Origin of the sequence: Variovorax sp. CCNWLW235 (assembly GCF_037204085.1) — a bacterium.
Taxonomy (GTDB): Bacteria; Pseudomonadota; Gammaproteobacteria; order Burkholderiales; family Burkholderiaceae_C; genus Variovorax.
Window position 1 is genome coordinate 40,481 of the sequence record NZ_JBBCBW010000009.1, and the last position, 19,950, is coordinate 60,430.

General features: G+C 67.0%; 20 protein-coding genes. 7 read left to right on the forward strand and 13 right to left on the reverse strand.

What is annotated here, in order from left to right:
* Window positions 1–17: 17 nt before the first annotated feature.
* Together V9L21_RS12685 and V9L21_RS12690 are read right to left on the reverse strand one after the other, a co-directional pair.
* On the reverse strand, window positions 18–626 hold the full coding sequence (locus V9L21_RS12685; RefSeq protein ID WP_337312319.1) for an alpha-ketoglutarate-dependent dioxygenase AlkB: 609 nt from the start codon (window positions 624–626) through the stop codon (window positions 18–20).
* Complete coding sequence (locus tag V9L21_RS12690; RefSeq protein ID WP_337312540.1) at window positions 613–2,901, reverse strand: ATP-dependent DNA helicase; 2,289 nt, start codon at window positions 2,899–2,901, stop codon at window positions 613–615. Before V9L21_RS12690 ends, V9L21_RS12685 begins: the two co-directional genes overlap by 14 nt.
* 212 nt (window positions 2,902–3,113) lie before the next feature.
* On the opposite strand from V9L21_RS12690, the gene V9L21_RS12695 reads away from it, so the two are divergent.
* The 5 genes from V9L21_RS12695 to V9L21_RS12715 all read left to right on the forward strand — a co-directional run bounded on the left by V9L21_RS12695 (window position 3,114) and on the right by V9L21_RS12715 (window position 9,719).
* The gene (locus tag V9L21_RS12695; RefSeq protein ID WP_337312322.1) at window positions 3,114–6,608 is read left to right on the forward strand and encodes a response regulator; all 3,495 of its coding nucleotides are present in this window, start codon (window positions 3,114–3,116) and stop codon (window positions 6,606–6,608) included.
* Between the two features lie 47 nt (window positions 6,609–6,655).
* Entirely contained in the window at window positions 6,656–7,471 is an 816-nt protein-coding gene (locus V9L21_RS12700; protein ID WP_443304772.1) for a CheR family methyltransferase, read from the forward strand.
* Entirely contained in the window at window positions 7,468–8,073 is a 606-nt protein-coding gene (locus V9L21_RS12705) for a chemotaxis protein CheB (protein ID WP_337312324.1), read from the forward strand. Before V9L21_RS12700 ends, V9L21_RS12705 begins: the two co-directional genes overlap by 4 nt.
* Complete coding sequence (locus V9L21_RS12710; RefSeq protein WP_337312326.1) at window positions 8,063–9,283, forward strand: hybrid sensor histidine kinase/response regulator; 1,221 nt, start codon at window positions 8,063–8,065, stop codon at window positions 9,281–9,283. Before V9L21_RS12705 ends, V9L21_RS12710 begins: the two co-directional genes overlap by 11 nt.
* A 76-nt stretch (window positions 9,284–9,359) precedes the next feature.
* On the forward strand, window positions 9,360–9,719 hold the full coding sequence (locus V9L21_RS12715; RefSeq protein ID WP_337312328.1) for a response regulator: 360 nt from the start codon (window positions 9,360–9,362) through the stop codon (window positions 9,717–9,719).
* Window positions 9,720–9,729: 10 nt separating this feature from the next.
* On the opposite strand, the gene V9L21_RS12720 is transcribed toward V9L21_RS12715, so the two are convergent.
* A complete protein-coding gene (locus tag V9L21_RS12720) occupies window positions 9,730–10,671 on the reverse strand; it encodes an adenylate/guanylate cyclase domain-containing protein (protein ID WP_337312330.1) in 942 nt (313 codons plus the stop codon).
* Window positions 10,672–11,064: 393 nt separating this feature from the next.
* Between V9L21_RS12720 and V9L21_RS12725 the strand changes: the two genes are divergently transcribed.
* Complete coding sequence (locus V9L21_RS12725) at window positions 11,065–11,307, forward strand: hypothetical protein (protein WP_337312332.1); 243 nt, start codon at window positions 11,065–11,067, stop codon at window positions 11,305–11,307.
* Between the two features lie 86 nt (window positions 11,308–11,393).
* Here V9L21_RS12725 and V9L21_RS12730 read toward each other — a convergent pair whose 3' ends face one another.
* The 8 genes from V9L21_RS12730 to V9L21_RS12765 form a co-directional block, all read right to left on the reverse strand.
* The gene (locus V9L21_RS12730) at window positions 11,394–12,356 is read right to left on the reverse strand and encodes an LD-carboxypeptidase (protein WP_337312334.1); all 963 of its coding nucleotides are present in this window, start codon (window positions 12,354–12,356) and stop codon (window positions 11,394–11,396) included.
* The gene (gene tadA / locus V9L21_RS12735) at window positions 12,353–13,477 is read right to left on the reverse strand and encodes a tRNA adenosine(34) deaminase TadA (protein WP_337312336.1); all 1,125 of its coding nucleotides are present in this window, start codon (window positions 13,475–13,477) and stop codon (window positions 12,353–12,355) included. The genes V9L21_RS12730 and tadA overlap by 4 nt, the downstream gene beginning before the upstream one ends.
* Window positions 13,467–13,703 (reverse strand): hypothetical protein, encoded by a 237-nt coding sequence (locus V9L21_RS12740; RefSeq protein WP_337312338.1) that lies wholly within the window; start codon window positions 13,701–13,703, stop codon window positions 13,467–13,469. The genes tadA and V9L21_RS12740 overlap by 11 nt, the downstream gene beginning before the upstream one ends.
* A gap of 1 nt (window position 13,704) precedes the next feature.
* Window positions 13,705–14,349 carry an FMN-binding negative transcriptional regulator gene (locus V9L21_RS12745; protein ID WP_337312340.1) on the reverse strand — a complete coding sequence of 215 codons (645 nt, stop codon included), beginning with the start codon at window positions 14,347–14,349 and terminating at the stop codon, window positions 13,705–13,707.
* Between the two features lie 46 nt (window positions 14,350–14,395).
* The gene (locus V9L21_RS12750; RefSeq protein ID WP_337312342.1) at window positions 14,396–15,094 is read right to left on the reverse strand and encodes an ankyrin repeat domain-containing protein; all 699 of its coding nucleotides are present in this window, start codon (window positions 15,092–15,094) and stop codon (window positions 14,396–14,398) included.
* A gap of 2 nt (window positions 15,095–15,096) precedes the next feature.
* A complete protein-coding gene (locus tag V9L21_RS12755) occupies window positions 15,097–15,600 on the reverse strand; it encodes a GlcG/HbpS family heme-binding protein (RefSeq protein ID WP_337312344.1) in 504 nt (167 codons plus the stop codon).
* Between the two features lie 133 nt (window positions 15,601–15,733).
* A complete protein-coding gene (locus V9L21_RS12760; RefSeq protein WP_337312346.1) occupies window positions 15,734–16,372 on the reverse strand; it encodes a response regulator transcription factor in 639 nt (212 codons plus the stop codon).
* Window positions 16,369–17,871: a sensor histidine kinase gene (locus tag V9L21_RS12765; protein ID WP_337312348.1), complete on the reverse strand. Its 1,503-nt coding sequence runs from the start codon at window positions 17,869–17,871 to the stop codon at window positions 16,369–16,371. Before V9L21_RS12765 ends, V9L21_RS12760 begins: the two co-directional genes overlap by 4 nt.
* A 62-nt stretch (window positions 17,872–17,933) precedes the next feature.
* Here V9L21_RS12765 and V9L21_RS12770 point away from each other — a divergent pair, with 62 nt between their 5' ends.
* Window positions 17,934–19,010, forward strand: coding sequence for a DUF72 domain-containing protein (locus tag V9L21_RS12770; RefSeq protein WP_337312350.1), 1,077 nt, complete (start codon window positions 17,934–17,936; stop codon window positions 19,008–19,010).
* A gap of 4 nt (window positions 19,011–19,014) precedes the next feature.
* On the opposite strand, the gene V9L21_RS12775 is transcribed toward V9L21_RS12770, so the two are convergent.
* A complete protein-coding gene (locus V9L21_RS12775; protein ID WP_337312352.1) occupies window positions 19,015–19,506 on the reverse strand; it encodes a RidA family protein in 492 nt (163 codons plus the stop codon).
* 109 nt (window positions 19,507–19,615) lie between these two features.
* Window positions 19,616–19,936 carry a non-heme iron oxygenase ferredoxin subunit gene (locus tag V9L21_RS12780; protein ID WP_126745865.1) on the reverse strand — a complete coding sequence of 107 codons (321 nt, stop codon included), beginning with the start codon at window positions 19,934–19,936 and terminating at the stop codon, window positions 19,616–19,618.
* Window positions 19,937–19,950 lie beyond the last annotated feature (14 nt).

Here is a 19,950-nt window from a genome sequence, read left to right on the forward strand (position 1 = left end):
CCCGCCTGCGCGCGATCTCATGCGCGCCGCCGCGTGCGCATGGTGATCGAATAGCGCAGCGTCTCTGTCGGCGCAATGGCGTGCTGCCATGCCCACCGCGCTTCGCCGCGCAGCGTGTAGATGGAGCGCGGTTCCATCAACAGCTCGAGGCTGGCGGGCGCCGTAGCGCTGGCCGGTGGGTAGGGCCGCAGCTGCATCACGGCGTCGCCGAGCAGCGAAACGCCGACGATGTCTTCAAAGTCGGGCACGTCGCGGTGCCAGCCGAGCGGCGTTCCGGGGCGGTATTCGGCCACCAGCATGTGGGCGAAATCCTCGGGGGCCATGCCCATCCATTCGGCCACCCTGGCCCTCAGCGGGTGGAACACCTCCGGCATTGCGGCGCCAGGCTTCAGGCGATGGTTGGCAAAGTCGTAGCTGCCGCCAAAGCTGATGCCGCGGCGGCGCGCGGTGTATTCCTTGTAGCGCATCTCCCGCAGCTCGAAGCCCTGCACGATGCGCAGCAGTTCCTCTTCCTCGGCGCGCGTGAGAAATTCGTGCTGGTACCGCAGCCCTTCGATCGCGGCCGCCGGCACCTCGCCGAACAGGTCTGGCTCGTCGGCCAGCTGAATGCGCCTACCGGACCGCATCGAAGCCTCCCCATTCGTCTCTGGCACGCGCCGGGCCGCCCAGTTGCAGTTCCCACCAGGGCGGCAGCAACTGCCGGATTTCGGCGCGTGCAAACCGGTCGTCCAGCAGATGCAGCACGCCGCGGTCCTGTTCGGTGCGAATGACCCGGCCAGCCGCTTGCACTACTTTTTGCAGGCCCGGATACAGATAGGTGTACTCGTACCCTTTGCCGAAGCGCGCCTGCATGCGCTCGCGCGTGATCTCGTTCAGGGCGTTGTATTGCGGCAGCCCCAGGCTCGCGACAAAGGCGCCGATGAGCCTGCTTCCGGGCAGGTCGATGCCTTCGCCGAACGCGCCGCCGAGCACGGCAAAGCCGATGCCCTGCCCGCCTTCTTCGAAGCGAGCCACAAAGTCGCGCCGCTCGGCCTCGGCCATGCCGCGGGTCTGCGCCCACACCGGCACGCCGGGGTGCCTGGCCAGGAAAGCCGCGCAGGCTTTTTCAAGGTAGTCGAAGCTGCTGAAGAATGCGAGGTAGTTGCCCGGCAGGCGCTCGAACTGCGCGCCGATGATTTCGGCCACGCTGCGCAGCGAGCCGGCACGGTCACGGAACCGGGTCGACACGTTCATGGCCACTTCCACGCGCAGTTGCCGGCTGCAAAAAGGCGAAGCCACGTCGAGCAAGGTCGTGTCCGCCGGCAGCCCGAGCGCGTCGCGGTAGAACTCGAAAGGCGACAAGGTGCCGGAGAAGCAGGTGACCGACGCAGCATCGGCAAACCGCGGTTCGAGGAACGGCGCCGGCACCAGGTTGCGAATGGCCAGGCTGCGCTGCTGCTGGTCTTGCGCGGGCCCGAGCGTTCGCTCGAAAACCGAATGGTCGTCGAACGATTCAGCCAGCCGGGCGAACTGCAGCGCGTCGAAGAAGAAGCGCTGCAGCGGGCCCTGCAGGGCTTCAGGCGTGGCCGCGAAATACTCGCCCATGGCCATGTTGGCCGCCTGCAGGGCGCGCGCAAAGCGCTCGGGCACCTCGTCGACAACGTCATAGGGCTCAGACTGCGATTGCTGCACCGTGTCCCACTCGCGGTAGAGCCGGGCCAGCGGCCCGCGCACCGCGGCGGGCGCTGCGCGGTGGGCTTCCTCGAGCGCGGGGCCGTCGAGCTGGGCGGTGTACATGCCGCGTGCGCGCTCCAGCAGGTTGTGCGCCTCGTCGACCAGCACGGCCGCGCGCCACTCGGCGTCTTTCATGGTGGCAAAGAGAAAGGCGCTGCCGTCGAAGTAGTAGTTGTAGTCGCCCACGATCACGTCGCACCAGTGCGCCATTTCCTGCGCGAGGAAATAGGGGCACACGGTGTGCGCCAGCGCAATGTGCCGCAGCGCCTGCCGGTCGAGCCGGGCGGTGCGCGCCGCCTCTTCCCGTGCGGCGGGCAGGCGGTCGTAAAAGCCCTTGGCGAGCGGGCATGAATCGCCGTTGCAGGCCCGGTCCGGGTATTCGCACACCTTCTCGCGCGCGGTGAGTTCGAGCACGCGCACCTGCGCGCCGTCTTTGCCGAGCAAACGCAGCGCGTCCAGCGCCACGGCGCGGCCGGAGGTCTTGGCGGTAAGAAAGAAGATCTTGTCGATCTTTTGCGCGGCCCGTGCCTTGAGCAGCGGAAAGATGGTGGCCAGCGTCTTGCCGATGCCGGTGGGCGCCTGCGCCATCAGGCAGCGGCCGTTCACGCCGGCGCGGTACACGGCCTCGGCCAGTTCCCGCTGGCCCGCGCGGAACGCACCGTGCGGAAATTCGAGCCGGCCAAGCGCGCCCGTGAGCCCGGCATGGTGCGCCGCCTCGGCCTCGGCCCACGCGCTGTAGCACGCGCACAGGCGCTCGAAATGCGCCTGCAGCGCAGCCCGTTCGTGCTGCTCTTCCAGCACGGTTTCGTCTCCGGTGGCGAGGTCGAGGTACACCAGCGCCACGGTGATGCGCTCGTAGCCGTGCAGTTCGCACAGCATCCAGCCGTAGGTGCGTGCCTGCGCCCAATGCAGCGCCCGGTGGTTGCCGCGGATGGCATCGAAGTCGCCGCGGAAGGTCTTGATTTCTTCGACACGGCGTTCGCGCGGGTCATGCCCGTCGGCACGGCCGCGCACCTTGAGTGCGCCCCAGTGCGAGACCAGCGCCACCTCGCTCTGGTAGCTGTCGCCGCGCCTACCCTGCACCAGCGCGTGGCCGGCCATGCCCTCGAGCGCGCTCGGCGCGGGCACAAAACGCAGGTCGAGGTCGCCCTCCTTGGCCGCGAAGGCACACAGGGCCTTGACGGACACCGTGCGCTCCCCGGGCGGATCGATCACCCCGTTCTGCAGCTTGGTCGAAGGATTCGCGGTCACTTGGGTGCGCTGTATGAAACAACAGTATAACGGCGGGCGTTTACCGGCGCACCGCATGGCTGCAGAGGAGCGTCTCGGGGCCTTCTCCGACACAAAGGACCTCGGACTTGGGCAAAACTAGAAAAGTTTTGCTTACAAATCTTGCCCGAATGAAAACTCCGACCGCGATCGACCCCGATGATTTCGACCGCCTGCTGAGCCGCAACCTGAAACTGCCGCTGCTCGGCGGGCTGATCGGCGCACTGGTGTTCGTCGGCCTGATCGTCTTCTTGCTGTCGACCATTGGTGCGGTCGAGCACTCCGACCGCGTCACGCGCAGCGCCAGCGAGCTGCAGCGGCGCAGCATCGACATGGAAACCGGCCTGCGCGGTTTTCTCATTACCGGGGACGAGAGCTTTCTGGAGCCCTACCAAACCGCCCTGCCCAGAATCAAGGGCGACATCGACGCGCTCGGCAAGCTGGTTTCGGACAACCGGCAGCAGCAGGAGCGGCTGGAGCGCATTGCCTCGCTCCAGCAGGAATGGAATGAATTTGCCCGCGGCCTCATTGCGGTGCGCAAGGGCGGCTCCGACTACCAGCAGGCGGTGCGGCAAGGCCGCGGCAAGCAACTGAACGATGCCATGCGGGCGGAGTTCGCCGGCTTCATCGAGACCGAACAGGGCCTGCGTTTTCAGCGCAGCGAGCAAGCCAATCGCACGAGCTGGCTGGTGGTGGGCACATTCCTGCTGTTCACGCTGCTGTTCACGGGCCTGGTGGCGTACTTCGGCCGGCGGCAGCTGGTGCGGCTTTCGAACAGCTACGACGTGGTGCTGCAGGAGCAAGCTGCGCATGCCGAGCGGCTGGCGCAGCAGGCATGGCTGCGAAGTGCGCAAACCGAGTTGGTGGGCGAACTGGTCGGCGAGCTGAGCGCGAACGATCTGGGCCGCAAGGTCCTGGCCTTTTGCTCGCGGCACCTGGGCAGCGCGGTGGGCGCACTGTACGTTCGCGAGCGGGACGGCACGCTGCGCCGGGCAGCGAGCTACGGCTTCTCGATGGAGGCGGAGGCTTCACCGCAAGTGTTTTCGCCCACCCAGAGCCTGCTCGGCCAAGCCGCGGCAGAAAGGCGCCGCATGCTCGTCGAGCCGATACAGGCCGATTACCTGAAGGTCAATTCGGGCCTGGGCGAAATGGCGCCTTCGGCCGTGCTGCTGATGCCGGTGTCGAGCAACGGCGTGGTCAACGGCGTGGTCGAGCTCGGCCTTCCGGCCGCGCCCGATTCGCGCACCAACGAACTGCTCGACCTGGTGGGCGAAGACATCGGCGATTCACTGGCCGCGGCCCGCTACCGCGAGCAGCTGCAGGACGCGCTGGCCGAAACGCAGCAACTCAACGAAGAGCTGCAGGTGCAGCAGGAAGAACTGCGCACCGCCAACGAGGAACTCGAAGAACAGTCGCGCGCGCTGCGGGCATCGCAGGCCATGCTGGAGAACCAGCAAGCCGAGCTGGAGCAGACCAACAGCCAGCTTTCGGAGCGCACCGAGGCACTGGACCAGCGCAACGCCGCCCTGCGCCGCGTGCAGCGCGACCTGGAAGACCGTGCCGACGAGCTGCAGCGGGCAAGCCGCTACAAGTCGGAGTTTCTGGCGAACATGTCGCACGAGCTGCGCACGCCGCTCAACAGTGCGCTCATCCTGGCCAAGCTGCTTGGCGACAACCCGCAAGGCAACCTGAGCCCCGAGCAGGTGAAGTTCGCCGAGTCGATCTATTCGTCGGGCAACGACCTGCTGACGCTCATCAACGACATCCTCGACATCTCGAAAGTCGAGGCGGGCAAGCTGGAGATCGTGGTCGAGAACGTGGCGCTCGACAAACTCGCGCAAAGCCTGGAGAGCACCTTCAAGCCGCTGGCCGGCGAAAAGCGGCTGGCTTTCCGGCTGGAGATGCGCCCGGGCACGCCGGCCCTGCTGGAGACCGACCGGCACCGGGTCGAGCAGATTTTGAAGAACCTGCTCTCCAATGCAATCAAGTTCACCGACAGCGGCGAGGTGGCGCTGGTGGTTTCCGCCGCGCCGGACGGCGGCGCGGTCTTTGCGGTTTCCGATTCGGGCATCGGCATTGCACCCGACCAGCAAGCGCTGATTTTCGAAGCCTTTCACCAGGCCGATGGCACCACCAGCCGCCGCTATGGCGGCACGGGCCTGGGCCTTTCGATCTCGCGCGACCTCACACGGCTGCTGGGCGGCACGCTTGCGGTACAAAGCCAGCCCGGCCAGGGCAGCACCTTCACGCTGCAGTTGCCGGCCGTGGCGCCGCAAGGCTTGCAAGAGCCCGCCCCGGCTTTCGCCAAATCGGCAGCCGTGCAGGCCCCCTCTTCTCCCATGTCCTTCACAGGACATGCGTTGCCCGCCCCGCCCGCACCCGCGGGCGCGGTGCCGCCACCGCTTTTTGCCGACGACCGCGAGCTGCCGCGCGACCAGGTTCGCCGGGTGCTCGTGATCGAGGACGAGCCGCAGTTCGCACACATCCTCTACGACCTGGCGCACGAGCTTGGCTACCGCTGCCTGGTGGCGCACGGTGCCGCGGACGGCTTCGAGCTGGCGCAGCAGTTTGTGCCCGACGCGATCCTGCTCGACATGCGCCTGCCCGACAGCACCGGGCTGGACGTGCTGCAGCGCCTGAAGGATTCGCCGAAGACGCGCCACATTCCGATTCACGTGGTGTCGGCCGCCGACAACGCGCAGGCTGCCGCGCTGCACATGGGTGCCATCGGCTACGCACAGAAGCCGGCCACCCGCGCCGAACTGATGCAGGTGTTCGCCCGGCTGGAGGAAAAGCTCACGCAGAAGGTCAAGACCGTGCTGCTGGTCGAAGACGACGCGCTGCAGCGCGAGAGCGTGATCCGGCTCATCGGCGACGAAGACATCGAGATCATTGCCGTGGGCTCGGGCGGAGAGGCGCTCGAGCTTCTGCGCAAGCGCGTGTTCGACTGCATGATCACCGACCTGCACCTGCCCGACATGCAGGGCAGCGAGTTGCTCAAGCAGATGGCGGCGGAAGAAATCGTTTCGTTCCCGCCCGTGATCGTCTACACCGGACGCAACCTCACGCGCGACGAAGAGGCCGAGCTGCAGCGCTATTCGCGCTCCATCATCATCAAGGGCGCCCGGTCGCCGGAGCGGCTGCTCGACGAGGTCACGCTGTTCCTGCACAAGGTGGAGGCCGAGCTTTCCAGCGAGCGCCAGGGCATGCTCAAGGCCGTGCGCGGGCGCGATCGCATCTTCGAGGGCCGCACCATCCTGCTGGTGGACGACGACGTGCGCAACATCTTCGCGCTGACGAGCGCGCTGGAGCAGCGCGGCGCCGCGGTCGAGATCGGCCGCAACGGCCGCGAGGCGCTCGAAAAGCTCGCCCAGGTGCGCGAGATCGACCTGGTGCTGATGGACGTGATGATGCCGGAGATGGACGGCCTGGAAGCCACGCGCCGCCTTCGCGCCGACCCGCGCTTCGACAAGCTGCCCGTGATTGCGATTACCGCCAAGGCCATGAAGGACGACCGCGAGCAATGCCTGGCCGCCGGCGCCAGCGACTACCTGGCCAAGCCTGTGGATTTGGAGCGCCTGTTCTCGCTCTTGCGTGTGTGGTTGCCGAAAATGGAGCGGCTGTGACCTCCTCCGTCCCGCCTTTGCCGCCGCCGTCTTCCCTGCCCTCCCCGTTGAGCAACACGGAGATCGAGCTGCGGCTGCTGATGGAGGCCATCTACCTCAGGTACAGCTACGACTTTCGCAACTACACCGTGGCGTCGCAGAAGCGCCGCGTGCTGCATGCGCTGGCGCAGCTCGGGCTCCCGAGCATTTCGGCGCTGCAGGAAAAAGTGCTGCGCGACCCGGCGCTGTTCGGCCGGCTGCTGCAGTACCTGACGATTCCGGTGAGCGAGATGTTCCGCGACCCGGCCTACTTTCTGGCGCTGCGCCAGCATGTGGTGCCCATCCTGCACACCTACCCCTCGGTGAAGGTGTGGGTGGCGGGCTGCAGCACGGGCGAAGAGGTGTTTTCGCTCGCCATCCTGCTGCGTGAGGAAGGCCTGCTCTCGCGCACGCAGATCTACGCGACCGACATCAACCCGGCTTCGCTCGAAAAGGCGCGGCAGGGCATCTTTCCGATCGAGGCGGTTCGCGGGTACACGGCCAACTACCAGCGCGCCGGAGGCCGGAGTTCTTTCTCCGACTACTACACGGCCGCTTACGAGGCCGCCCGGTTCGACCCATCGCTGTGCTCCGACGTCATCTTTGCCGATCACAGCCTGGCAACCGACAGCGTGTTTGCCGAAACGCAGCTGGTGTCTTGCCGCAATGTGCTCATCTATTTCAACCGCGAACTGCAAGACCGCGCGCTGGGCCTCTTTCATGAGTCGCTCTGCCACCGCGGGTTTCTGGGACTGGGCTCCAAGGAGAGCATCGACTTTTCGAGCTATTCGCAGCGCTTCGATGCGCATTCGAAACCGGAACGCATCTACCGCAAGGCCACATGAAGCTGACCGCACCCCCAACCCCGGGCCGGCGTGTCGAGGCCGTGGTGCTCGGCGCATCCGCCGGCGGCATCGAGGCGTTGTTCACGCTGCTGAATGGGCTCCCGCCATCATGGAAGCTGCCCGTCGTGATCGTGCTGCACGTGCCCGAAAACCATGAAAGCCACCTGGCGCAGATCTTTGCCGACCGCCTGCACCTGCCCGTGCACGAGGCGGCGGACAAGATGCCGCTCGCGGCCGGTAATGTGTATTTCGCACCGCCGGGTTATCACCTGTCGATCGAGCGCGACCGGCGCTTTTCGCTCAGCTGCGAGCCGCCGGTGCATTTTTCGCGGCCCTCCATCGACGTGCTGATGGCCTCCGCCGCCGATGCCTACGGCCCCGCGCTCGCCGGCATGCTGCTGACCGGCGCGAACGAAGACGGCGCCGAGGGCCTCCAGCGTATTCACCAGGCCGGCGGCATTACCGCCGTTCAGGACCCCCACGAAGCTCAGATTTCCATCATGCCCCAAGCGGCCATTGCCTTGCATTTCCCCGATCACGTGCTGCCCCTGCGCGAGCTTCGCGCATTGCTCTTGCAACTGGAGTCCGCCCATGCCCATTGACGTCCAAAGCAAGCTGCTGATCGTCGATGACCTGCCAGAAAATCTTCTTGCGCTCGAGGCCCTGATTCGCGGCCCCGGGCGCGCGGTGTTCCGCGCGACTTCGGCCGAGGAAGCGCTTGCGCTGCTGCTCGACCACGAGTTTGCGCTGGCCATTCTCGACGTGCAGATGCCGGGCATGAACGGCTTCGAACTGGCCGAGCTGATGCGCGGCACCGAGCGCACGCGGCACATACCCATCATCTTCGTGAGCGCGGCGGGCCGTGAACTCAACTACGCCTTTCAAGGCTACGAAAGCGGCGCGGTCGACTTCCTGCACAAGCCGCTCGATCCGCATGCGGTCACGAGCAAGGTCAACGTGTTCGTCGACCTGCACCGCCACCGCAAGGCGCTGGGCCAGGAGATGGAAAAGCTGGCTGCCGCCAACCACAAGCAGGAAGAACTGGTGCAGCAGCTGCGGCATACGCAGCGCGAGCTCGAACGCGCGGTGCAAATGCGCGACGACTTCATGTCGATGGTTTCGCACGAGCTGCGCACGCCGCTCAACACGCTTTACCTCGAAACCCAGCTGCGGCAGCTGCATGTGGCCAAGGGCAACCTGGAGTCCTTTGCCGCGGACCGGCTGCCCGCGATGATCGAACGCGACCAGCGGCAGATACGAAACATGGTGCGGCTCATCGACGACATGCTCGACGTGACGCGCATGCGGCGCGACGCGCTCTCGATTCAGCCCAAGCCGGTGGACCTGGCCGCCCTTGCACGGGCCGTGGTGGAAGGCCTGCGGCAGCAGGCGGAGGCCGCGGGCTCGGTGATTGCGCTGGAAGCGCCGCGCGAACTGCGGGGCGTGTGGGACGAGTTCCGCATCGAACAGGTGCTGACCAACCTGCTGACCAACGCACTGCGCTACGGCCGCGGCAAGCCCGTCGAAATGGTGCTCGCGCAGGTTGACGGCACCGCGCGCATCACGGTGCGCGACCAGGGCATCGGCATTGCGCCGGAAGACCAGGAACGCATCTTCGAGCAGTTCGAACGCACGGACGACAGCCGCAAGCATGCGTCGGGCCTGGGCCTTGGCCTCTACATTACGCGCAAGATCGTGTGCCTGCACAACGGCCGCATCGACGTGGAGAGCACGCCGGGCGAAGGGGCCCTTTTCCGAGTCGAACTGCCGCTGGAGGCCGTTGCCAGGACCGCGGCCGAAACGGAGGCGTAGGCGCCCTCCTACTGCATGCCTTGCGATTGACCGGGATACTGCGAGGTTCGCCCAAGCTGATTGAAAGCGTGCCACCGTGAATGTGCTGATCGTCGACGACAACCAGGCCGCGGCAGACCTGCTGCAGGAACTGCTGACTCTGCAGGACCATACCGCCCGCTGCACCTACACCGCGCAGCAGGCAATGGACGCGGCCAAGGCCGAGCACTTCGATGCGGCGCTCATCGACCTTACGCTGCCCGACTTTCCGGGCACCGAGGTGGCCCGGCGGTTGCGCACGGAATCCGCGGAAGGCGGCCCGCGGCTGCTGGTGGCCATTTCAGGCTTCTCGGTGGAAGACGCGGCCGGCGCGTCGGCGCGGGACTTGTTCGACCACCATCTCCAAAAGCCGATCGACTTCGGCCAGCTCGCCGCGATTCTGACCGCGCCGCAATGAGCTTTCGGCGCTAGGCGGCGCGGGGCGACAGCAGCATTTCCGTACCGGCCGTCTTGAAGGCGATGGTCGGCGCGGTGAAATCGCTCAGCGATGCGCCAAGGCCGATCTCTCCGCTGCCATGCAGCACGCACTCTTCGCGCCGCAGGGCGATCTCGTTGCTCGGCCCGCCGTTGCCGTGAAACCGCACCCAGGTGCCGTAGGTGCTGAGATCGGTCAGCACGCAACTGCCCTGCCGCAGCTCGATGCGCGCGTGCAGCCGCGAAACGCGCGGATCGGTGACCACGAATTGCGCGTCGTTCACGCGGCCCAGGTGAATCGGCAGCTCTTCAGTGCGAAACATGGAGCGCACGTCGAGCCACGCGAGCTCGATCTGGCCAAACGAGGAGTCGGGCAGGCGCATGGGCATGAGCGCGGCCGGCACGGTCAGGAACGAGGTCACCTCCTCTTGCCAGTCGATGCGGTGCACCGCCGACATTTCGCTGCGCCCGCGAATGGTGATGAGGCCCAGGTCGCGGTGCCGCACGCCGACCTCGCGCAGCTGCAAAATTACCGCGTCGGTGGCCCAGATCTGCCCGGGCCCCGCCAGGTCGCTCAGCCGCGAGGCCAGGTTGACCGCATCGCCAAAGCAGTCGCCCTCGACCTCGAGCACCTCGCCGCTTGCAACGCCGATCTGCAGGGCCATGCGCAGCGGCGCCGGCCAGGCCACCAGGCGCTTCTGGTGGTAGCGCTGCAGCTCGATGACCGCATGCGTGGCCGCGGCGGCGTGCGAGAAGATGGCAAAAACGCCGTCGCCCAGCGACTTGACCACCCTGCCCCCGTGCGCCTGGCAGATGCTGCCGATCCATTGGGTGAGCCGCGTCACCGTTTCGGTGGCGCGCGCGTTTCCCATGGCTTCAAAGACCCGGGAGCTCCCGGTCAGGTCTGCGAAAACGACTGTGGAATTGGCATCCATGCTGTTGAGGGAACTCGAAGGCAACAGTTGCTGATGCCCACACATTAACGGCCAGTTGGCGGATCGACGCTTGGGACGAACCTGTTAACCCCATTTCTTCGTTTTGAACTTGTGAGGCCGTTCGGGAGATGACATTAATTTTTACAACTTTCGTAGTCAAACGCCAACGACCACTTCAACTGAAGCGTAAAGTTTGTTGTTTACAAACAAGAAACACTGTTTCAGAACTTGTTAATCGCCTGACTGAGGCTTAAGGTAGCAACCGTCCTTGCTTCCGGCAATACGCTTTTAGTCCTCATGCTGACTTTTCGTCGCTTTTTTCGCTTCTTCGGAATTCCCGGTCTCGGGTCTCCCCGGATGGGAGAAAACCAGTTGGGAAGAATCCGCTCGGCCATGCTTTCGGTGCTGCAGGCGCACGGCGGCCATTCGGTGCAGCGCGTTGCGCAGCGCGTGCGGTTTGCGGCCGACGTGGAATCGCTCTGGTACCTGCGCCAGGACGTGATGGTGGCGCTGAGCGCCATCGACGGCGAAGCCGCCGCCCGCCGCCAGATGAAGGCCATCAACAGCATGTTCGAGGGCGGCCTCCCGGGCTCGATGGGCCCGCGCGTGCACCAGCGCTTTACGCAGCACCAGTAACGGCGCCGGCATACAGGCCTTCACGGCAGCCCGGCGGCTGCCGTTCCTTCCGCCTCCTGTTTTTCGTTCGCAGCCGCTCGCGGTGCTCAATGCGCGTGGTCGTGCGTGTGATGCGCGTCGTGGTCATGCGCATGCCGGTGGCCCCACACCATAAAAACATCGCGTCCCTCGGCGGCCACCTCCACCTTGGCCCCCACGGGCAGCAGCACCTTGGTCTGCACATGCCCGAAAGGCAGGCCCGTGAGCACCGGCACCTTGAGGGTCGCGCGCAGCCGGTCGACCACTGAATCGAAACCGAAGCCGCGGTCATAGCCCGGCACCTTGCGCATGCCGGTGAACTGGCCGAACACGATGGCGCGCTGCTTTGCCAGCACGCCGGCCATGCGCAGCTGGTCGAGCATGCGCTCGATGCGGTACGGGTGCTCGTTGGTGTCCTCGATGAAGAGCACGCCTTTTTCCACCCGGGGGAAATAAGGCGTTCCGAGCAGGCTGACAAGCACGCAGAGGTTGCCGCCCCACAAGGTTGCGTCGTGTACGGGCTTGAGCTTCAGCCCGGCGTCGCGCACCGGCATGCGCCAGCCGGTGCCTTCGCCCTGCCCGCTCGCCAGGTCGTCGAAGCAGGCTTCCATGATGTCGTCGGCGCCGCCCTCAGCACCGAAGTCTTCGCCCACCGCAGGGCCGGCCCAGGTGACGGCGCCGGTCTTGACGAGCAGCGCATTCTGCAAAGCCGTGAAATCGCTCAGGCCGACAAATTCGGTTCCGCGCTGGATCGCCTTGGCCACTGCCTTGTAGGGAATGGCATCGAGGATGCGCGTAAGGCCGTAGCCGCCGCGTGCAATCAAGGCAATGTCGGCCCCGCTTGCGGCGGCCCGGCTGATCGAGGCGAGCCGTGTCGCGTCGTCGCCCGCAAAACGCTGGTGCACTGCAAGCGCGGCCTCGTCGACTTCGACGTCATAGCCAAGGGCCTTGAGCCTTGCGACGCCGCGGCGGAAGGCGGCCTTGTCGCGAATCGCGCTGGAGGGGGAATAGATGTAGATGTGTTTGGTCACGCCGCCGAGTATCCCATTGCGTTGCGAGCCTTCTGTGCGAGCGACGCGGCCTGCTGCCCGTTCGGGCCCGATGTCGACGCCAAGGGCCCAAGCGCGCGCAGCGCAGCCTGGTAGCCGCGGTCCGGGAATGGCGCACGCCATGCATTGCCAACCAGCTCGCCAGCATCGGGTGCAAGAAGCACGGCCGTGAACCGCTCGGGCCTTGCAGCCTGCAGCAACATCGCGAACCCGGCGCCCGCGGCACTGTGCACCAGCACCATCGGCTCGGCCGGCATGCGGTCGAGCCATTCGCTCAGCACTTGGCAGTGCCATTCTGGCGTGTGCACCGCTTCGCGCTTGGGCTTGTCGCTTTTGCCGAAGCCAATGAGGTCTGGCACCAGCGTGCGCAGCCCCGGCACATCCACGAGATGGCGAAAGAAGTAGCCCCATTCGCCGGGGCCATGGAGGCACAGGCAACAGGCCGTCTGCGCGCCGCCAGGGCCCTCGCCTTCCCCTTCGTCTATGTAGTGCATGCGCCAGCCTCGCAGGCTGGGCAGGTCGTGGATGTAGCGCGGCTCGAAAGCGTAGCCCTCCAGCGCATCGAAGCGCTCGGGCGGCGTGCGCAGTGCGTCGTCGCGCAAGGGCTCGGCCTGCTCGCGCGCCGCATCGCGCCGCTCCTTGAAGAACTGCTGGAGCACGGCGCTGCATTCAGCGGCCAGCACACCGCCCTGCACCTGGGTGCGATGGTTCAGGCGGGGCTCCGCGAAAAGATCGACTACGGAACCCGCCGCGCCTGTCTTGGGATCGGCCGCGCCGAACACCACGCGCGCGAGCCGCGCATGCAGCATGGCGCCCGCGCACATGGCACACGGCTCGAGGGTGACGAAGAGCTCGCAGCCGTCGAGCCGGTAGTTGCCGAGTGCAGCCGCCGCGGCACGCAACGCGTTGATCTCGGCATGCGCGCTCGGATCGTGCTGCGCCACCGGCGTGTTGCGGCCCGTGGCGATGACCTGCCCGTTCTTCACCAGCACCGCACCCACGGGCACCTCGCCGGCGTCGGCAGCCCGGCGCGCCTCGGCCAGCGCCAGCGCCATCCAGTGCGCGTCGCCTGTCTGCAAAGGCTGTAGGGGCTCAGTTGTCATCCGGCATCTTGCGCGCTTGGGCAGCGGCGTCGAGCGATTGGTTGACCTGGGTCTGCACCTGCTGCACCTGCGTGCGCGCATTGGCCGGCGCCTCGCCTGGCGCGGGCGAGGCAGCGCCGGGCACCACCGGCAACGCCGGGGCCGCGGTGGTGGCCAGCTGCTTCTTCGCAAGCAGCCCGACGATCACCAGCGCGAGCACCAGGCCGAGCAATCCGAACATGCGCATCTCAGGCTCCTTGCGCCACAGGGGCTTCGCCGGTCATGCCAAGGCGCTCCATCCACAGCGCCAGCGCCTTCTCGTCCGGCGTGCCGGCGCTGTAGACAGCGCGCATGGCGGCATGCGATTCGCGGCGGTGCTGGTTGAGCTTGAGCTTGCACTGCAGCGCGGTCACGTGCATTTCGAAGCCGACGATGCCGGCCAGCATCTTGAGCTGGAACTCCTCGCCCAGGTCGCGCCACTGCTGCGCATACCCGGGCTCGTGATCGCCGATGAGCTTCTTGAGCAGCGCATCCTTCGCGCCGGGTTCTTCGATCAGCCGGGCCTCGACGGTGCAGTGCACCGCCAGGTAGTTCCAGGTGGGCACCCGTGCCAGGTCGGGGTAGACCGAGGGCGACAGGTACGAATGCGGTCCCATGAATGTGACGACCGCTTGCGGCCGCGCCTGCAGGTAGCGCCAGTGCGGGTTCGGCTTGGCGCAATGACCCAGCAGCAGGAGTTCGTCGCCTTCGCGCTGCTCGGCCACGATGGGCAGGTGCGTGACAAACGGCAGCCCTTCATCGTCGTTGGATATGAGGCTGGCGAACGGGTGTGCGCGCATCAGCTCCAGCGCAATGGCCGGGTCCTTGGCGTTGAACTGCGGGGGCATGTACATCGGGCGGTTTCCTCGTGGAGAGGCCCGATTGTCCCCCGAGCCGCGCTTATCTTGCGCGCGGCGCCTCCAGCAGCTTCACCATCGCGGTGTAGCCGCGGGCCTTGGCGAGCTGCAGCGGCGTGTTGCCCTGACGGTCGGCCAATTGCAGGTTGGCACCGGCATCGATCAGCGCCGAGAGCGTGTGCTGGTGGCGCGGACCGCCGTCGCCGAGCACGACGGCTTCGATGGCCGCCGTCCAGTGCAGGTTGTTGACATGGTCGAGCGGCGCGCCGGCTGCAATCAGTTGGCGCACCACTTCGTCATGGCCCAGGTGCGCCGCGGCGATGAGCGCGGTGCCGTCGTAGCGGCTCGTCACCTGTTTTGCGCTGGCGCCGAGCGACAGCAGCAGCGCGAGTGTCGGAACGTCGTCGGCCACCGATGCGATGGTGACCGCGTCGTAGCGATCGTCTTCGAGCGCGTCGAGCTTCGCGCCCGCCTTGGCAAGCAGCTTCACTGCTTCGCGCTGCCGCGCGTGGGTGGCCACGTGCAAAGGCGTGCGGCCCCGCGCATCCCGTGCGTCCAGGTTGGCGCCGGTGGCAATCAGGCTTTTGAGCTTTGGCAGGTCGCCATGCCAGGCGGCCCGGTGCAGCCCTTCATAGGCCAGCACCTCGGCCGCTTGCGGCGGCACCTGGGCCTGCGCGCCAAACGCCGCGCCCATGCCGAGCGCGACCGCCAGCGCCAGGGACCAGATGCCGCGCTTCATCATGATCAACCCAGCAGGCCCTTGACCTTGTCCAGCGCGGCATTGGCGCACTGCTCGTCCAGATGGCCGCCGGGCGCACCGCCCACGCCCACGGCGCCGATCACTTCGTTGCCCGACTTCACCGGCACGCCACCGCCGAGCAACAGCACGCCCGGCAGGTAGACCAGGTTGGCACCCGCCGGGTTCTTCTGCGAGCCTTCCATCATGGCCTGGGTCGCGTTCTTGGCCGATGCCGAAGTCCAGGCCTTGCGTTCGCTCGATGCCAGCGTGTGCGGGCCTGCGTTGTCGGCGCGCAGCACGGCACGCACGGTGCCGGCGCGGTCGACCACGGTGGCGGCCACGTTGTAGCCGTTGGCTGCGCAGGCGGCCACGGCTTCGGCCGCGATCTGGTTGGCCAGGGCTAGCGAGATGTTCTTTTCGGAGCGCACCGCGGGTGCGGTGGTCTGGGCCTGTGCGGCAGAAGCGGCAAGCAGAATGGCGAGGCCGCCAAGGCGAAGGTTGGAACGCATTTTTCGATTTCTCCAGTGGATGCGGGGTTGCGCCGGCGCATTGCCGACGGCTGCGCCACTGTAGAAAACACCGGCCGCCGAGGCCATTCGTACGGCTACGCCCGGCGCTCCGTAGAACTACGGAGTGGCGGGTTCAGGCTTCTCCGGCCACCAGCGCGGCGTAGCGCCGGATCAGCTGCGCAAGCGAGTCGCAATCGAGCTTGGCAAACAGGTTGGCGCGGTGCGTCTCGACCGTGCGGGGCGACAGCGCCAGCATGCGCGCGATCTCCTTGTTGGTCAGCCCCTGCACGATGAAGGCAAGCACCTCGCGCTCGCGCTCGGACAGCTGCGCCACCCGCTCGCGCGCGGCGTTGTCGGCCTGCGCGCGTTCGCGCGAGCGCACATGCTGGCGCACGGCGTGCTGCAGGGCTTCGAGCAGCTGCTCGTCGTCTACCGGCTTCTCGAGAAACTCGGCCGCGCCGGCCTTGAAGGCGCGGCGGCACATCTCGACGGTGCCGTGGCCGGTGAGCATGATCACGGGCTGGTCGACGCCCTGCGCCACCAGCCGGTCGAGCACGGTGAGCCCGCTGATGCCGGGCATGCGCACGTCGAGCACGATGGCGCCGATGCTCGCGCGGTCGAAGTTGTCGATGAAGGCCTGCGGATCGGCCCAGCCCTGCACCCGCAGGCCGACCGTGCCGATCAAGAGCGAGAGGCTGTCGCGCACCGCCTGGTCGTCGTCGATGAGATGGACGAGCGGCGACAACGGCGAATGTGGGACCGTGCTGTTCATGCCGTGCGCTCCTTGCTCGATGCCGCCACCAGCGGCAACAGCAGCGTGAAGCGCGCACCGCGCGGCGCCGCATTGGCCGCGCTCAAGCTGCCGCCCATGCCGCTCGCCAGCGTTTCGCTGAGGCTCAGGCCAAGGCCCAAGCCGCCTTCACGCGTGCTGAAGAAGGGCTCGAAAAGGCGCGGCATGGCCTCGGGCGAAATGCCGCGCCCGTTGTCGGTCACGGTCAGCACGCCTTCCTGGCCGTTGCGCCCGACCGAAACAGCAAGACGCCGCTCGGACACGGGCACTAGGTCGAGCGCCTGCAAAGCGTTCATCAGCAGGTTGTGCACGATCTGCTCGAGCGCCACGGCTTCGGCCTGCACGCGCACCGGCGCCTGGGCCGTGGCGTCGAACTGCGCGGCAACGCCGCGTTGTGCGAACTCCGGCGACAGGAGGTGCATGGCGCTGCGCACCACCTCCTGCAGCACCAGCGGCTTCACATCGCCGCCGGCTTCAGGGCGCTCGATCACGCGGCGCAGCCGGCCGACCACGCCGGCCGCGCGGCGCGCCTGCTCCACGGCCTGGCCCATGGCATCGCGCGCCGAGGCCAGCTCGGGCGGATCGTCGTCCAGCAGCCGCCGCGCGGCCTGCGCATTGGCCAGCACGGCCGTGAGCGGCTGGTTCAGTTCGTGCGCCAAGCCCGCCGAGAGCTCGCCCAGCGCATTGAGCCGCGCCACCTGGCCGAGGCGCAGCAGCTCTTCGGCACGGCGGCGCGCAATGCGCTGGCGCTGGGCGGTCCACAAGCCGGCGAGCAGCAACGCCACAGCCACGGCCCAGCCCGCAATGCCGCGCCATGGCAGTTCGGCCCAGCCCACGCGGCGCTCAGCCACAAGGTCGAAAGGCTGGCTCGGAGACGCGAGGGGTTTGGTGAGGCCGAAGCGCCAGCCGCCCGTATCCGCCGGGGCTGCATGCCCCTGCTGCAGGACAAACTGCTGCCCGCCCCGCTGCAGACTTACGCGCACCGGGCTTTGCTGGGGGTTCATCGGCCAGTCGCGCCACGGCACCGAGCCGGCCAGGTCGATTTCGAGCGAATAGCTGACGGGCGTGGCACCGATCACGAGCTGGTATCGGCCCTGCGCAAGATCGACCGCAGCCACTTCGGCTCGGCGTTGGGTGCGCGAACTCGCTTCCGCTGCGGCCAGGGCAGCCGCGTGCTTCTCATCGGGCCAGGATTCGTCCCCCGCACGCCTCTGCACGCGCAAGATCGACGGATAGACCGAAGAGAGCCGCTGCTCCGGTCGGTCTGCACCGCTGCCGGTTTCAAGCAGCGCCAGCGTAGCCAGCACCGCGTCGTATTGCACCATCTGCTGGCTCATGAGGCGGTGCGCAATGCGCACGTCGGCTTCGAACGCCTGCTGCAGCTGGGCCAGCTCTGCGCGCGCGAGCCACACCGCGCCCACGGCCGTGAACACCAGCCATGCCAGCCACCAGCCCACCTGCGTACGCAACCACTGTTTCATGGCGCGGATTGTGCCCGCCGCGGCAAGGCCGGCCGATGTTGGCCGAGAATGCGGCCCCAGACATGGCTGAAGTGCAGGACTCCCTTTTCCCCGATCTTCCGCGCCCGCCCGAGGCGCCTCCAGCGGTGCTGCAAGAGCCCGAGGCCGAGCCGCCGCCGAAGAAGAAACCACGCGGCGGCACCGTGGCGGCAGCGGCAGCCGACCCCGCACTCATCGAACTGGCCGCGGCGCTCCCACCCGGGCTTCGGCTTGGCACTTCTTCATGGAGCTATCCGGGCTGGGCCAACCTGGTGTGGGACGGCGAATACGCCGAATCGGTGCTCTCGAAAAACGGGCTCGCCGCGCTGGCGCAACACCCGCTCTTTCGCACAGTGAGCCTGGACCGCAACTTCTACCGCGCGCTTACGGCAAGCCAATATGCGCGCTATGCGGCCATGGTGCCGGACGACTTTCGCTTTGTGGTGAAGGCGCCGAGCCTGGTGACCGATGCCACCGTGCGCGACGAAAGCGGCCGCGGCACGCAAGTGAACCCGGTGTTCCTGAACAGCGAGATCGCCATCCAGGAATTCGTGCAGCCCGCGCTCGAGGGCCTCGGCCACCGCATCGGTGCGCTGGTGTTCCAGCTGAGCCCGATTCCTTCGCAACTGCTGGCCGACCAGCCCGCACTGCTCACCCGCATCGGCGACATGCTGGAGGCCCTGCCCGGCCTGCAGCCGGCAGCGCCCGACGCCGTCATTGCCGTTGAAGTGCGCGACCCGCAGTTGCTGTGCCCCGCCTTCGCCGACATGCTGCGCAGCACGGGCGCCACCTTCTGCATGGGCCTGCACGCCAAGATGCCGCCCATCGAAGACCAGTTGCCGATGCTGCGCGCACTGTGGCCGGGGCCGCTGGTGTGCCGCTGGAACCTGCATCGCCGGCATGGCCGCTTCGGCTATGAAGATGCGGAAAAACTCTATGGGCCGTTCGACAGGATCGTCGACCCCGATCCGGAAACGCGCGAGGCTTTGGCCAAGGTGATTGCAGGCACCACGCGCGCAGGGCAGAACGCCTACGTCACCGTGAGCAACAACGCCGAAGGGTGCGCGCCGCTCACGATTGCCTCGCTGGCGCGCGACATCGTCAACTTGCCGAAGCGCTAGCGCATCAACTGGCGGCGGGCTTGACGGCTACGGTCATCTCCAGCTCGACGCTCGCGTTCTTGGGCAACGCATACACACCGACCGCCGTGCGCACATGCACGCCGGCGTCGCCGAACACGCGGTGCAGCAGCTCCGAAGCGGCATCGGCCACTTCGCTCTGCTGCGTGAAGTCGGCGGTGCACTGCACGAACACACCCACGCGCAGCACCTTGGCAATTTCGTCCAGCGAGCCGAGTTCGCGCCGCAGCAGCGTCAGGCAGCGCAAGACGCAGATCTGCGCGGCTTCACGGGCCTTGGCAAGAGGCACCTGGTCGCCCACGCGGCCGGTAACGACAACGGTGGTTCCCACGCGCGGCACCTGGCAACTGGTGTAGAGGGTGTTTCCGTCGCGCACCACAGGTATGTAGTTGCCGCCGGCGACAAGCTCGCCTTCGAAGCTGTGGCCCAGTTCGGCGGCAATGCGGTCGGCAATCTGGTCTCGGGTCTGCGCAGTCATACGGGTTCCATGTTCCATCAAACGATGGCTTCATTGTCGCCATCCGCGCGTGCCGCAACAGATACAGATCGCGCCGGCCCGATGCGCAACAGACGGCTTGGCGGAGCGCCTACTGCTCGATGGCAAGGTACACCCGCCCGCCCTCGATTTTCACCGGATAGCTGCGCAGGTCCTCGGTGAGCGGCGCGCACATGGCCTTGCCGGTGCGCACGTCGAAGCGGCCCTGGTGCAGCGGGCATTCGATCTCGTGGCCTTCCAGAAAGCCGTCGCAAAGGCGCGCGTGGCCATGGGTGCAGATGTTGTCGGTCGCATGAATGCCGTCTTCGGTGCCGTAGAGGGCAATGTCCCTGCCCTGCACCTCGATGCCCACCACGTCGTCGGCGGGAACCTCGTCGACCGACGCCGCGTCGATCCATGTCACTGTGGTCATAGCTGAATGCCTTC

Bases quoted from the DNA above. Each gene is read 5' to 3' on its own strand.
- V9L21_RS12685 (WP_337312319.1), bottom strand. From the start codon at position 626: ATGCGGTCCGGTAGGCGCATTCAGCTGGCCGACGAGCCAGACCTGTTC.
- V9L21_RS12695 (WP_337312322.1), top strand. From the start codon at position 3,114: ATGAAAACTCCGACCGCGATCGACCCCGATGATTTCGACCGCCTGCTG.
- V9L21_RS12705 (WP_337312324.1), top strand. From the start codon at position 7,468: ATGAAGCTGACCGCACCCCCAACCCCGGGCCGGCGTGTCGAGGCCGTG.
- V9L21_RS12710 (WP_337312326.1), top strand. From the start codon at position 8,063: ATGCCCATTGACGTCCAAAGCAAGCTGCTGATCGTCGATGACCTGCCA.
- V9L21_RS12720 (WP_337312330.1), bottom strand. From the start codon at position 10,671: ATGGATGCCAATTCCACAGTCGTTTTCGCAGACCTGACCGGGAGCTCC.
- V9L21_RS12725 (WP_337312332.1), top strand. From the start codon at position 11,065: ATGCTTTCGGTGCTGCAGGCGCACGGCGGCCATTCGGTGCAGCGCGTT.
- tadA (WP_337312336.1), bottom strand. From the start codon at position 13,477: ATGACAACTGAGCCCCTACAGCCTTTGCAGACAGGCGACGCGCACTGG.
- V9L21_RS12740 (WP_337312338.1), bottom strand. From the start codon at position 13,703: ATGCGCATGTTCGGATTGCTCGGCCTGGTGCTCGCGCTGGTGATCGTC.
- V9L21_RS12745 (WP_337312340.1), bottom strand. From the start codon at position 14,349: ATGTACATGCCCCCGCAGTTCAACGCCAAGGACCCGGCCATTGCGCTG.
- V9L21_RS12750 (WP_337312342.1), bottom strand. From the start codon at position 15,094: ATGATGAAGCGCGGCATCTGGTCCCTGGCGCTGGCGGTCGCGCTCGGC.
- V9L21_RS12755 (WP_337312344.1), bottom strand. From the start codon at position 15,600: ATGCGTTCCAACCTTCGCCTTGGCGGCCTCGCCATTCTGCTTGCCGCT.
- V9L21_RS12760 (WP_337312346.1), bottom strand. From the start codon at position 16,372: ATGAACAGCACGGTCCCACATTCGCCGTTGTCGCCGCTCGTCCATCTC.
- V9L21_RS12765 (WP_337312348.1), bottom strand. From the start codon at position 17,871: ATGAAACAGTGGTTGCGTACGCAGGTGGGCTGGTGGCTGGCATGGCTG.
- V9L21_RS12770 (WP_337312350.1), top strand. From the start codon at position 17,934: ATGGCTGAAGTGCAGGACTCCCTTTTCCCCGATCTTCCGCGCCCGCCC.
- V9L21_RS12775 (WP_337312352.1), bottom strand. From the start codon at position 19,506: ATGACTGCGCAGACCCGAGACCAGATTGCCGACCGCATTGCCGCCGAA.
- V9L21_RS12780 (WP_126745865.1), bottom strand. From the start codon at position 19,936: ATGACCACAGTGACATGGATCGACGCGGCGTCGGTCGACGAGGTTCCC.